This window comes from Chitiniphilus shinanonensis DSM 23277 (assembly GCF_000374805.1).
Classification (GTDB): Bacteria; Pseudomonadota; Gammaproteobacteria; order Burkholderiales; family Chitinibacteraceae; genus Chitiniphilus; species Chitiniphilus shinanonensis.
Genome location: NZ_KB895337.1, coordinates 65,862 through 79,063, shown reverse-complemented (window position 1 = coordinate 79,063; position 13,202 = coordinate 65,862). Strand labels below are relative to the sequence as shown.

Sequence of the window (13,202 nt, the reverse complement as noted above, 5' to 3'; positions counted from 1 at the left end):
AACTCCCCGCGCCTGAGCCCCGTCGGTAAACTCTCGCTATGACCAAACCCGCTCCAGCCAAGCACAGAACCACCAACACATGTGAGTACGATGCCGCCCTCAAGGCACGCGGATCGCTGCTGATCTGGCTCGATCCGGCCATGCAATGCTACGCGCCGGCCAGCGGCGGGCCCGGGCGTAAGCCAAAATTCTCCGACGCGGCCAACCAGTTCTGCCTGTCGATCAAGGTGCCATTCGGCCTGGCACTACGCCAAGCCACCGGCATGGTCGAGAGCCGACGCATAAACGCTGGAAATTCGCGCGATAGAGGTCACCGACAATGGCGTGGGCGATGCACCGGTGCTGCCCCATCTGCTGACGCAGATCCCGGTCGACGAAACCAATCACCAGCGTGAGCGCCGATGGCGCTTACGACACCAAGCGCTGCCATCGTGCCATTGTCAAACGAGGTGCCGAGGCGATCATCCCGGTGCGCAGGAACGGCCCGCCATGGAAAGAGAGCACGAGTTCGGAACGAAGCGCTACGTGCGATGCGCCGACCGGGCCCCGGCGATCTGGAAATGCTGGAGCGGCTACCACCAAGATGCGGGGCTTCAAGTTGCTGGGTGAACAGGTGAAGGCGCGAACGTTTGAGCCACAGGTGGCGGAACTGCAAGTCCGTGCCACCGTGCTCAACCGGTTCATCCAGCTGGGTTCGCCAGTGACGGTGCGCGTGGCACAAGTGCGGCTAACAAAACCTAGGACACCCTCTCGCGTCCTGCCAGAGCCTCGCCCAAACCTCCCAGATAGCTGACCTGCGGGCGACACAGCCGACAATTACTCCATACGCCCCCCCTCTTCAGGTATCACCAGCTTATCCCCACGCCCCTTGCCGCTCTGCCTACGCTCCACCCACTCCTCCCCCCAATGCACCACCCGCAACACCGCCAGGATCAGCAGCGTCACCGTCACAGCCAGCAGGTGCTGGCGCAGGGCGGTGGCGATGCCGATGGCGGCGGCCATCAATAGGCCGGCGGCGGTGGTCAGGCCGTGGATGCCGGTGCCGCTGCCGTTGCGGAAGATGGTGCCGGCGCCCAGGAAGCTCACGCCGGTGATGACCGCGCCCATGATGCGGATCGGGTCGGTGTTCACCAGTTCGCGCATGGGACTGTCGCGGTAGTGCGCCAGCAGGGTGTCGCCCAGGCCGACCAGCAGCGCGGCGGCGCCGGCCACCAGCATGTGGGTGCGCAGACCGGCGGGCTTGTCGGCGGCTTCGCGCTCCAGGCCGATCAGACCGCCCAATAGCATCGCCAGCGCCACTTCGGCCAGGATGCTCAGTTGGTGGGTGAGCAGCGGGTCCATCAGTGGGCCATCCATGTAGGAATTGCAGCGCTTTGCAAATTGGCGTGTGCCGCCGGGGCCGGTGCAGAGGGCGATTGCCAGGTGGCGAGCAAGGCCAGCAGCGCGAACACCATCGCAGGTCCGGCGTGGCCGGTGCCGCGGGCCAGTGGCAAGGGCAGATCGAGCGGGCGGGCGGGTCTGGCGGGCAGCGGGCGCATGGGGTTTCTCCGGTGAATTGAGGGGTTTGTCGCATTGAAAAAGCAATTAGCAAGCCAGCGCCCGGACCGTGCCAATTGCCATTGGCACGGTTACTGCTGAACTGGATTCGGAAATCGCGTTTCGGCGCGATCCAGACAATTGCCATAACAAGCCACAAGGAGAACATCATGTCATTGAGCCTGATTCTGCTGATCGTGCTGGTATTGCTGCTGGTGGGCGCCTTCCCGGCGTGGCCGCACAGCCGGGGCTGGGGCTACGGCCCGACCGGCATCGTCGGGGTGCTGCTGGTGGCGCTGGTGGTGATGATGCTCACCGGAACCCTGTAGCAACGCCACTTGGCGGGCGGCGCCACCTTGGCATGCCGCCCGCCGCGCCCTCCTGCGGCCCTCCCCTCCTACAGCGTGGTCGCATTTCGTCCTACAGCAATATCAGCAGCGCCTTGAATCCGCCTTCATGCCCCGCTGCATTACCTTGTAGGCGGTGGGATCAGTCGGGCGCAATTCAAATCGCCGATCGCCCCGGACCGTATCGACGGTCAATTCAGGCATCTCAATTCCGCCCCGCTCCGAATTGCCGGGCAATCGCTGCCGCAATTCGCCGATTCATTCCACCGTTTGCCAATCCGATCAGGAATACCGATATGAGCCTTCACGTTCTGATGGTGGCCGCCGAAGCCGTGCCGCTCGCCAAGACCGGCGGCCTGGGCGACATGGTGGGCGCGTTCGCCCCGGCGCTGCACCGCGCCGGTACGGCGGTGACGTTGATGCTGCCCGCTTGGCCGGGCACGCTGGAAGCGGTGGAGGACGTGCGCGAAGTGGCGCGCTTCGACGATCTGCCCGGCGGCCCCGCCAGCCTGCTCGCCGCCACCCTGCCGGGCGTGGGGCTGCCGCTGCTGCTGTGGCGCAACGACGCGCTGCTGGTCCGCGAAGGGTCGCTCTACCTCGACCACGACGGCCGCGAATACGCCGACAACCCGCTACGCTTCGGCGCGTTCTGCCATGCCGCCGCGCACGTCGCCGCCGGCCTGCCGGGGTTGCCGGGGGTGGACGTGGTGCACGCCCACGACTGGCATACCGGACTGGTGCCGCTGCTGGTGCGCGACAGTGGCGCGCCGGTGCGCACGCTGTTCACCGTCCACAACCTGGCGTTCCAGGGCAATTACCCGCTCGAATGGATGGATAAGCTCGCCATCCCGGCGCAGGCACGCGGCAGCGAAGGCTGCGAGTTCTGGGGCCAGCTCAGCTTCGTCAAGGCCGGGCTGGTGTATGCCGACCTGCTCAACACCGTCAGCCCCGGCCACGCCGGCGAGCTGCTCACCGCCGAGGGCGGCCACGGCATGGACGGCGTGCTGCGCCCGCGCGCCGCGCAGCTGCACGGCATCCTCAACGGCATCGACACCGCCCTGTGGAATCCGGCCGACGATGCGCTGCTGCCCAAGCCGTTCAGCGCCGCCGACCCCAGCGGCAAGCACGCGTGCAAGGCCGCGTTGCAGCGCCGCTTCGGCTTGCCCGAGGACGCCTTCGCGCCGGTGGTCGCGCTGGGCAGCCGCCTCACCCACCAGAAGATGGCCGACGTGGCGCTGGAGGCGCTGCCGTTCCTGCTCAACCGCTATCCGCGCCTGCAGGTGGCGATGCTCGGCTGCGGCCAGCCGCAATACGAACAGGGCTTCCGCGAACTGCAACAGCGCTACCCGCGCCGCGTCGCCGCCCACATCGGCTACAGCGAGGCGCTGGCCCACCTGCTGCACGGCGGCGCCAACCTGCTGCTGCACGGCAGCCGCTTCGAACCGTGCGGCCTCGCCCCGCTGTACGCCATGCGCTACGGCACTATCCCGGTCGCCTCGCGCGTGGGCGGGCTGGCCGACACCATCGTCGATCCGGTCGAACACGACCCGCAGACCGCGCGCGCCAACGGCTTCCTGTTCGACGGCGACGCGCCGGCCGAAATGGTCGAGGCCGTGGAGCGCGCCCTGGCCGCGTTCTCGCAACCGCGCGTGTGGCGGCAGTTGCAGCGCAACGCCATGCAGGCCGACTTCGGCTGGCCGCGCCCGGTCGAACGTTATCTCGCGCTGTATGCCCAGTTGGACCAGCCCCGCCCGCGCGCCGCGCGCCAGGCCATCGCCTGACCCTTGGAGAGAAGCCGTCATGCACACCCTTCCCGATCGTCTCGACCTTGGCCGTCCCTACCCGCTCGGCGCCCACTGGGATGGCCAGGGCGTCAACTTCGCCGTGTTCTCCGCCAGCGCCACCCTGATCGAGCTGTGCGTGTTCGACGAACGCGGGCGCAAGGAGATCGCGCGCTACCCGCTGCCGATGTGCACCGACGAGATCTGGCACGGCTACCTGCCCGACGCCAAGCCGGGCCTGCTCTACGGCTACCGCGCCCACGGCCCGTACGACCCGGCCAACGGCCATCGCTTCAATCCGAACAAGCTGCTGCTCGACCCCTACGCCCGGCGCATCGTCGGCGACATCAAGTGGGGCCCGGCGGTGTTCGGCTACAAGCTCGGCGCGCACCGCGCCGACCTCACTTTCGATCGGCGCGACAGCGCGCACGCCATGCCCAAGTGCATGGTCGAGGGCGGCGGCTTCAACTGGAGCGGCGACAACCCGCCCGACGTGCCGTGGCGCGACACCGTGATCTACGAAACCCACGTGCGCGGCGTGTCGCGCCAGCGCCAGGACATCGCCGCGCACAAGCGCGGCACCTTCGCCGCGCTGGCCGACCCGCGCTTCATCGACCACCTGCACCAGCTGGGCGTCACCGCCGTCGAACTGCTGCCGGTGCAGGCGTTCACCCAGGATTCGTACCTGCTCGACAAGGGCCTGGCCAACTACTGGGGCTACAACACCCTCAGCTACTTCGCCCCGGAGCCGCGCTACCTGTCGAACGGCTCGCTCGACGAGATCCGCACCGCGGTGCGCCGCCTGCACGCCGCCGGCATCGAGGTGATCCTGGACGTGGTCTACAACCACACCTGCGAAGGCAACGAGCGCGGCCCGACGCTGTCGTGGCGCGGTCTGGACAACGCCAGCTACTACCGCCTGCTGCCGGACGAGCGCCGCTATTACATCAACGAAACCGGCTGCGGCAACACCCTCAACCTGTCGCATCCGCGCGTGTTGCAGATGGTGCTGGATTCGCTGCGCCACTGGGTGGACGCCTACCACGTCGACGGCTTCCGCTTCGACCTGGGCTGCACCCTGGGCCGCGAAAGCTGGGGCTTCGACCCGGGCGCCGGCTTTTTCGACGCGCTCAAGCAGGACCCGCAGCTGTCGCGCCTCAAGCTCATCAGCGAACCATGGGACTGCGGCCCCGGCGGCTACGTGCTCGGCCAGCATCCGCCCGGCTTCGCCGAATGGAACGACCAGTACCGCGACACCGTGCGCGGCTACTGGCGCGGCGACCCCGGCACCCGCGCCCCGCTGGCGGCGCGCCTGGCCGGCTCGGCCGACTATTTCGACAAGCGCCACCGCAAACCGTGGGCGTCGATCAACTTCCTCACCGCGCACGACGGCTTCACCCTGGCCGACTGGGTCTCGTACAACGACAAGCACAACGAGGCCAACGGCGAGGACAACAACGACGGCCACAACGACAACCGCAGCAACAACTGGGGCGCCGAGGGCCCGACCGACGATCCCGAAATCCGCCTTACCCGCGAGCGCGTGCAGCGCGCCATGCTCGGCACGCTGTTGCTGTCCACCGGCACCCCGATGCTGCTCGGCGGCGACGAATTCGGCCGCAGCCAGCGCGGCAACAACAACACCTACTGCCAGGACAACGACCTCTCCTGGTACGACTGGGACGCCGCGCGCGGCGAGGACGGCAGCGCGCTGACCCGCTACGTCGCCCGGCTGATCGCCTTGCGCCGCGAGTGCAAGTCGCTGCGCGCGCTGGGCTTTCCGCACGGTGAAACCCAAACCCTGCCCGGCGTGGCCGACCTGGCGTTCTTCGACGAGCGCGGCCAGCCGCTGAGCAACGGCGATTGGGACAACCCCGACGCCAAGGCGCTGGCGGTGCGGCGCTCCGGCGTGGACGAGGACGGCAATGGCACCGTCACGCTGATCCTGCTCAACGCCGGCCACGACCCGATCCGCTTCGAACTGCCCGACGGCCCCGACCTGCCGTGGCAGGTATCGATCCAGAGCGCCTTCCCCGAGCAGCCGGCCGCGCCGCTCGGCAACGAGGACGGCCTGGAAGTGCCGGCGCACAGCATGGCGCTGCTGCTGGCCGCCGTGCGCATCGACCAGGTGCCCGGCCCGCGGGTGCGCGTGCCCAAGGCCGAACCGGAGCCGCACGCCCAGCCCGACGACGAGCCCGCCGACGAGGCCGCGCCACCGCCCGCCGCCGAAGCGGAGCCCGCATGAACGACCGCACGCTGCCCTTCGGCGCCACCCTGCTGGGCAACGGCCTGGCACGCTTCCGCCTGTGGGCGCCCGACGCCGCCGTCGTGCAACTGGCCTTCGCCGACGGCCGCATTCTCAGCCTGGCCCGCGACGGCGCGGGTGGCCACGGCCTGGACACCCCGGCCCGGCCCGGCGACCGCTACCGCTTCGTGGTGGACGGCCAGCCGGTGCCCGACCCGGCCTCGCGCGCCCAGCACGGCGGCCCCGATGGCTGGAGCATCCTCACCGACCCCGACGCCTATCCCTGGGAAGCCCACGACTGGCGCGGCCGGCCGTGGCATGAAACGGTGATCTACGAACTGCACGTCGGCGCCTACGGCGGCTTCGACGCCGTACGCGAACAGGTGCCGGCGCTGGCGCAGCTGGGCATCACCGCCATCGAACTGATGCCGCTGGCCGCCTTTCCCGGCGAGCGCGGCTGGGGCTACGACGGCGTGCTGCCGTTCGCCCCGTTCGAAGGCTACGGCACGCCCGACCAGCTCAAGGCGCTGATCGACACCGCGCACCGCCACCGGCTCCAGGTGTTCATCGACGTGGTCTACAACCACTTCGGCCCGGCCGGCAACTACCTGCACGGCTACGCCCGCGACTTCTTCCACCGCGACGGCAGCGGCTGGGGCACCCAGCTCAACGTCGCGCATCCGGTGGTCGAAGGCTTCCTGCTCGCCAACGCGCTGTTCTGGCTGGACGAAATGCGCTGCGACGGCCTGCGCTTCGACGCCGCGCACGCCGTCGGCAGCCCCGCCTTCCTGCGCCACTTCGCAGCACGCCTGCGGGCCGCGCTCGACCCGGACCGGCACATCCACCTGATGCTGGAGAACGCCGACAACCGCGCCAGCCTGCTGACCCCCGACGCCGACGGCATCGCCCCCTACGTGGCGCAATGGAACGACGATGCCCACCACGCGCTGCACGTACTGCTGACCGGCGAGCACGACGGCTACTACGCCGCCTTCGCCGACCACGCCGCGCAACGGCTGGCGCGCTGCCTGGGCGAAGGCTTCGCCTACCAGGGCGAGCCCTATGCGCCGTGGCAGGACCGCCCGCGCGGCGAGCCCAGCGGCCACCTGCCGCCGACCGCCTTCATCCACTGCTTGCAAAACCACGACCAGATCGGCAACCGCGCGCTGGGCGAACGGCTGACCGTGCTGGCACCGCCCGCCGCGCTCGACGCCGCGCTGGCGCTGCTGCTGCTCACCCCGCCGATTCCGCTGTTGTTCATGGGCGAGGAATGGGGCGAGACCGCGCCGTTCCTCTACTTCATCGACCACGCGCCCGAGCTGGCCACCGCCATCCGCGACGGCCGGCGCGAAGAGTTCGCCCACTTCGGCGCCTTCGCCGACCCGGCGCAGCAGGCACGCATCCCCGACCCGCAGGCGCCCGACAGCTTCGAGGCCAGCCGGCTCGCCCCCGCCGCCGCCCGCGACAGCGCCGCGCAGCAGCGGCTGGCGCTGGTCGGCCTGCTGCTCACCCTGCGCCGCGACTACCTGATGCCGGCCCTGCCCGGCTGCCGCGCGCTGGCCGCCGCCGCCGTGGGCGAACGCGGCGTGCTGGCCCAATGGCGGCTGCGCGACGGCCGGGTGCTGGTGGTACTGGCCAACTTCGGCCCCGCCCTGCCCCGCGGCACCCTGCCCGCCCCGCTGCCCGAGCACGGCCTGCTGTTCCAGACCCCGCCCGACGCCGCCAACGCACTGAACGACACCCGCATCCCGGCACATAGCTGCCTGGTGTGGCTGGATCACGGGGAAACGCTGCGATGAACCAAATGCTCGGGAAGGGAGAAGGGGGAAGAGAGAAGGGGAACGACCAAACCGGAAACGACGTGGACGTGCGCGAAGCGCGCGCCCCTTCCCCCTTCCCCCTTCCCTCTTCCCCCACAGTCCGCGCCACCGTGCGCTTGCAGATGCACCGCGACTTCACCTTCCACCACGCCGCCGACCTGGTGGACTACTTCGCCCGGCTGGGGATCAGCCATCTCTATCTATCGCCGATCACCTGCGCCGTGCCCGGCTCGCCGCATGGCTACGACGTGGTCGATCCCACCCGGGTCAACCCCGAACTGGGCGGCGAGGAGGGGCTGGCGCACCTGGTGGCGGCGTTGCGCCAGCGCGGCATGGGGCTGGTGATCGACATCGTGCCCAACCACATGGGCATCGCCGACGAGCACAACCCGTGGTGGGTGGACGTGCTGACCTGGGGCGAGCGCAGCCGCTACGCCCGCTACTTCGACATCGACTGGCACGCCCCCACCCCCGGCCTGGACGGCAAGGTGCTGCTGCCGATCCTGGGCGGCCACTACGGCGCGCTGCTGCAAGCGGGCGAACTGACCCCGCGCTTCGACTGGGACAGCGGCCGCTTCCAGCTCGGCTACGGCGAACGCCGCCTGCCGCTGTCGCCGCGCAGCCACGCGCAACTGCTGCGCGCCGGGCTGGGCGAGCCCGACGGACTGGCGCTGGCCGAACTGTTCGAGGCACTGGAGGCCGACGAAACACCGGAAGCACTGGCGGCGGCCGCCGCCGAAGCGTGGCGCGGCCTGCGCGATTACGCCGCCACCGCAGGCGGCCGCGCCGACATCCTGGCCGCGCTGGTCGCCCACGATCCGCGCAGCCCCGACGCCATCGAGCGGCTGCACGCCGTGCTGGAGAACCAGCATTACCGGCTGGCCAGCTGGACCACCGCCTGCGACGCCATCAACTGGCGCCGCTTCTTCGCCGTCGACACCCTGGCGGCGCTGCGCGTCGAGGAACCCGAAGTGTTCGAGGCCGCCCACGCGCTGGTCTTCCGGCTGTACGCCGCCGGACTGATCGACGGCGTGCGCGTCGATCACGTCGACGGCCTGACCGACCCCGCCGGCTACTGCGCCGCGCTGCGCGAGCGGCTGGCCGTGCTGCGCCCCCGCCGCCCGGCCAACGCGCCGCGCGACGAACCGTGGCTGGTGGTGGAAAAGATCCTCGCCCCCGAAGAGGCCCCGCGCGACTGGGCAGTGCACGGCACCACCGGCTACGACTTCCTCAACCAGGCCAACCGCCTGCTGCACGACCCGGCCGGGGCCGCGCCGCTGGAGGCCGGCTGGCTGGCGTTGTCCGGCCTGGGCGCCGCCGGCGGCTACGACGCCATCCGCCTCGACGCCCGGCAACGGATGCTGGAAGAACGCTTCGCCGGCGAACTGGCCGCCGCCGCCCAGGCGCTGGCCGACGTCGCCTGCGCCGACCGCGCCGGCCGCGACTACCCGCCGCGCGCCCTGGCGCGGGTGCTGCGCGAGCTGGTGCTGGCCTTTCCCGTCTATCGCATCTACGCCCGCGACGACGCGGTGGACGCCGAGGACAGCCGCCACCTGGACACCGCGTTGCGCACCGCCCAGGCCGCGCTGCGCCCGATCGACCGCCCGGTGCTGCACAAGGCCGCCGACTGGCTGGGCCGTCAGCCCGCCTACGGCGACCCGTTGCTGCACACCGCGCGCCGCCGCCTGCAACAACTGACCTCGCCGGTGGCCGCCAAGGCCATCGAGGACACCGCCTTCTACCGCTACGGCCGCCTGCTGTCGCTCAACGAAGTCGGCGGCGAGCCCGACCGTTTCGCCGACGACGCCGACACCTTCCACGCCCAGGCGGCGTGGCGCGCCGCGCATTGCCCGCACGCCCAGCTGACCACCGCCACCCACGACCACAAGCGCGGCGAGGACGTGCGCGCGCGGCTGGCGGTGCTGAGCGAACTGCACCGCGACACCCTGACCGAACTGGCCGCGTGGTGCGATGCCAACGCCGGGCTCAAGCGCGAGGTGGACGGCCAGCCGGCGCCGGAACGCCCGGCCGAATTGATGCTGTACCAGACCCTGATCGGCGCCTGGCCGCCCGGATTGCGCCCGGACGACGCGCCCGCGCTGGCCGCGTTCGCCGAACGCATCGCCCGCTGGCTGGAAAAAGCCGAGCGCGAAGCCAAGCGCCGCACCGACTGGCTGACCCCGCATCCCGACTACGAAGCCGCCGGCCGCGATTTCGTCGCCGCGCTGCTGCGGCCCGGCGGCGAGTTCGTGCGGCGGCTGGCCGCCTTCGTCGACCGCATCGCCGCCGCCGGCGCGCTCAACGGCCTGACCCAGACCGTGCTGCGCCTGACCGCCCCCGGCGTACCCGACCTGTACCAGGGCGGCGAGTTCTGGGACCACAGCCTGGTCGATCCCGACAACCGTCGCCCGGTGGACTGGGCCAGCCGCGAAGCCGCGCTGGCCTTGCACGAGCGCCAGGGCGCGCTGGCGCCGTTGCTGGCGAGCTGGCACGACGGTCGCATCAAGCAGGCGCTGATCGCCCGCCTGCTCGCCGCGCGCCGCGCCCATCCCGAGCTGTTCACCGTCGGCCAGTACCTGCCGCTGCCGGTGCACGGCCCGCTGGCCGGCCATGTGCTGGCATTCGCCCGACGGCATGGCGACGACACGCTGGTGGTGGTGGTGGTGCCGCTGCGGCTGGCCGCGTTGCTGGACGGCGCCGCCACCCCGGCGCTGGCGCCGGCGCGCTGGGCCGACACCGAACTCGGCCTGCCGCTGAGCGGCCGCTGGCTGGACCTGCTGCACGACCGGCAACTCGATACCACGGAGCGCCTTGCGTTGCCGACGCTGTTCGAGTCGTTGCCGATCGCCGTGTTGTTGCACCACCGCCCATGAAGATGCGGAGGAGCCAATCAAAAGGGGGCCAAGGAGAACAACCATGAACGGGAACACCAGGATCCGAAGTTGGGCGCACCGGCAAGTCCGGTCGGCCCGCCGCGACCTGCCGGTTGCATCGCGCCCCCGGCCAAGCCGGACGCGAAACCGGACTGGTGCGCCAGAACGCCGGTGCTTCCTGTTCGATTCCACTCCCCCCGCCCTCGCCGCCGCGAGGGAGCCTCGCCGCGCTCGTGGCGCGTGAGCGGGGACTGATCAAGGAAGCCGACCATGATCGACCGATCAAACTGGTTTTACCGCCACCGCATCGCGCTGACCGTCACCGCCGGCCTGTTGGCCTTGGTGATCGCCGCCATCGCCCTGTTCGACTGGAACCTGCTGCGCGGCCCGATCGCGCGGCGCGTCACCGCCGAGACCGGACGCAGTTTCGCCATCAACGGCGACCTCGACGTGCAGCTGTCGCTGCGCCCCACCGTCACCGCCCACGACCTGGTGCTGGGCAACGCCGCCTGGAGCCACGAACGCACCATGGCGCACGCGCGCTCGCTGACGGTGCAGCTCGACCTGTGGCCACTGCTGAAAGGCCGGGTGGTGCTGCCGCAACTGGTGCTGGACACCCCGCGCGTGCTGCTGGAGCGCAACGCCAAAGGCCAGGGCAACTGGGCCTTCGACCTGAAACCGCGCGAAGCGGAAAAGGATGACCAAGGCGTGCAGATCGGCATGCTGCGCGTCCAGGACGGCCTGGTACGCTATCTCGACCCGCAGTTGAAGAGCGACGTCACGGTGAAGGCCAACTCGCGCACCGCCGGCACCGACACCCGGCAGAGCCGGCTGCTGATCGACGCCGCCGGCAGCTACCAGGATCTGCCGCTGACCCTCACCGGCGAGATCGGCTCGGTCACCGACCTGCAACAGACCCTGGCGGAAAATCGCCGCCCCTATCCGATCGCCGCGCAGGGGCGGATCGGCGCCACCCGCGTCGCCGCCGACGGCAGCATCGCCAACCTGCGCCAGTTCAGCGGGCTGGACGCCAACTTCGCGCTATCCGGCCGCAGCCTGGCCGAGCTGTACCCGCTGCTGGGCGTGCCGCTGCCCGCCACCCCGGCCTACTCGGTCAAGGGCCATCTCCAGCACAGCGGCGAGGTCTGGGACCTGAGCCGCATCGCCGGCAAGGTGGGCAACAGCGACCTGAACGGCCGCTTCAAGGTGGATCGCGGCCAGCAGCCACAATTCATCCAGGCCGACCTGACCTCGCGCCGGCTCGACCTGAAGGACCTGTCCGGCTTCCTGGGCGCGCGCGACGAACAGAGCGGCAAGACCGTCGCCGTACCCGGCAGCAAGGTGCTGCCGCAGAACACCCTCAACGTGGAAAAGCTCAAGGTCGCCAACGCCGACGTGCGCCTGAAGGGCCATCGCATCCAGACCGAAAAACTGCCGCTGGACGACTTCGAGGCCCACCTGCTGCTGAAAGACGGCGTGGTCACGCTGAACCCGCTCAACTTCGGCGTCGCCGGCGGCGACCTGCGCTCGACGGTGAAGCTGGACAGCAACCTGGAGCCGTTCCGCACCCAGGCCGACGTCAAGGTGCGCAAGCTGCAACTGAAGCGGCTGGTACCCAAGCTCGACCTCGGCGAAAAAGCCAGCGTCGGCCTGGTTGGCGGCTGGGCCAGGCTGGACATGCGCGGCGACTCGGTGGCGCGCATGGCCGCCAGCGCCGACGGCGACATCGCGCTGCTGATGCACGGCGGCAGCACCAGCAAGCTGATCATGCGCCTGGCCAACCTGGACGTCGCCAACTCGCTGGGCATCCTGCTCACCGGCGACGAGCAGATCGACATCCGCTGCGCCGTGGCCGACTTCGAGGCCAAGGACGGCAACCTGCTCGCCCGCACCCTGGTGCTCGACACCGAGAAGAGCGTGGTCAAGGGCGAAGGCACCATCGACCTGAAGCGGGAGCAACTGGACCTGCGGCTGCGTTCCGACCCGAAGGACATCAGCCTGGCCGCGCTGCGCGGCCCGATCGTGCTGTCCGGCCCGCTGGCCAAGCCGAGCGTGCGCCCCAGCCTGCCGCAACCCACCGGCCGCGTGGCGGTCGCCGCCGCGCTGGCGACCATCTCGCCGCCGCTGGCGTTGTTGCCGCTGATCGAGCTGGGCGGCGCGGAGGACACCCCGTGCGCGGCGTTGCTGAAGAATCCGCGCAAGGCGGGGAAGCAGTTGCAGGATAAGGAGCGCGCCGCCGCGCCGGGTGCGAAGGGCACGGCGAGCGATCCGGCGGAGCGGCAGGGAACCTGGAACCGCACCCCGACAGGAACCCCGACCCCGACACCGACACCCGCCCCTGCGCCGAAGTCGGAGGCGCCGGGCAAGGCGTTGGCGAAGCCGAAGGTGACGCCGACGGCGGAGGGGAAGTGATGGGGGGTGCAGTTGTGGTTGTCGCTGCAACGGCAACTGCAAAAGCGTTTAACCGCCTAGCGCCTGCGGCGCGGTTACTTGACGCCCTCAACGGCCGGGCGGGCCGGTTCATTTCTTTTGCACGGCCAAAAGAAACGAACCAAAGAAAAGGCCGCCCCGCATACGCGCCCCTGCGGGGTTCCCTCGCG

8 protein-coding genes and 1 pseudogene are annotated in these 13,202 nt (G+C 70.3%); 7 read left to right on the top strand and 2 right to left on the bottom strand.

What is annotated here, in order from left to right:
• The first annotated feature begins 38 nt into the window (after positions 1–38).
• Positions 39–793: pseudogene (locus tag C556_RS22125) on the top strand (transposase).
• 23 nt (positions 794–816) lie between these two features.
• On the opposite strand, the gene C556_RS0105300 reads toward C556_RS22125, so the two are convergent.
• Entirely contained in the window at positions 817–1,341 is a 525-nt protein-coding gene (locus C556_RS0105300) for an MgtC/SapB family protein (protein WP_018747193.1), read from the bottom strand.
• On the bottom strand, positions 1,341–1,538 hold the full coding sequence (locus C556_RS22800) for a hypothetical protein (RefSeq protein ID WP_157235879.1): 198 nt from the start codon (positions 1,536–1,538) through the stop codon (positions 1,341–1,343). Before C556_RS22800 ends, C556_RS0105300 begins: the two co-directional genes overlap by 1 nt.
• A gap of 168 nt (positions 1,539–1,706) precedes the next feature.
• Between C556_RS22800 and C556_RS22120 the strand changes: the two genes are divergently transcribed.
• From C556_RS22120 to C556_RS19415, 6 genes are all read left to right on the top strand, one after another.
• The gene (locus tag C556_RS22120) at positions 1,707–1,865 is read left to right on the top strand and encodes a DUF3309 family protein (protein ID WP_018747192.1); all 159 of its coding nucleotides are present in this window, start codon (positions 1,707–1,709) and stop codon (positions 1,863–1,865) included.
• A 314-nt stretch (positions 1,866–2,179) separates the two neighbouring features.
• On the top strand, positions 2,180–3,664 hold the full coding sequence (gene glgA, locus C556_RS0105290; protein ID WP_157235876.1) for a glycogen synthase GlgA: 1,485 nt from the start codon (positions 2,180–2,182) through the stop codon (positions 3,662–3,664).
• 19 nt (positions 3,665–3,683) lie between these two features.
• Complete coding sequence (glgX, locus tag C556_RS0105285) at positions 3,684–5,909, top strand: glycogen debranching protein GlgX (protein ID WP_018747190.1); 2,226 nt, start codon at positions 3,684–3,686, stop codon at positions 5,907–5,909.
• Positions 5,906–7,708 (top strand): malto-oligosyltrehalose trehalohydrolase, encoded by a 1,803-nt coding sequence (gene treZ / locus C556_RS0105280; protein ID WP_018747189.1) that lies wholly within the window; start codon positions 5,906–5,908, stop codon positions 7,706–7,708. The genes glgX and treZ overlap by 4 nt, the downstream gene beginning before the upstream one ends.
• Positions 7,709–7,770: 62 nt before the next feature.
• Positions 7,771–10,602, top strand: coding sequence for a malto-oligosyltrehalose synthase (gene treY, locus C556_RS19420; protein WP_211214673.1), 2,832 nt, complete (start codon positions 7,771–7,773; stop codon positions 10,600–10,602).
• A gap of 270 nt (positions 10,603–10,872) precedes the next feature.
• Positions 10,873–13,014, top strand: a complete 2,142-nt coding sequence (locus C556_RS19415; protein ID WP_018747187.1) for an AsmA family protein — start codon at positions 10,873–10,875, stop codon at positions 13,012–13,014.
• Positions 13,015–13,202: the final 188 nt, after the last annotated feature.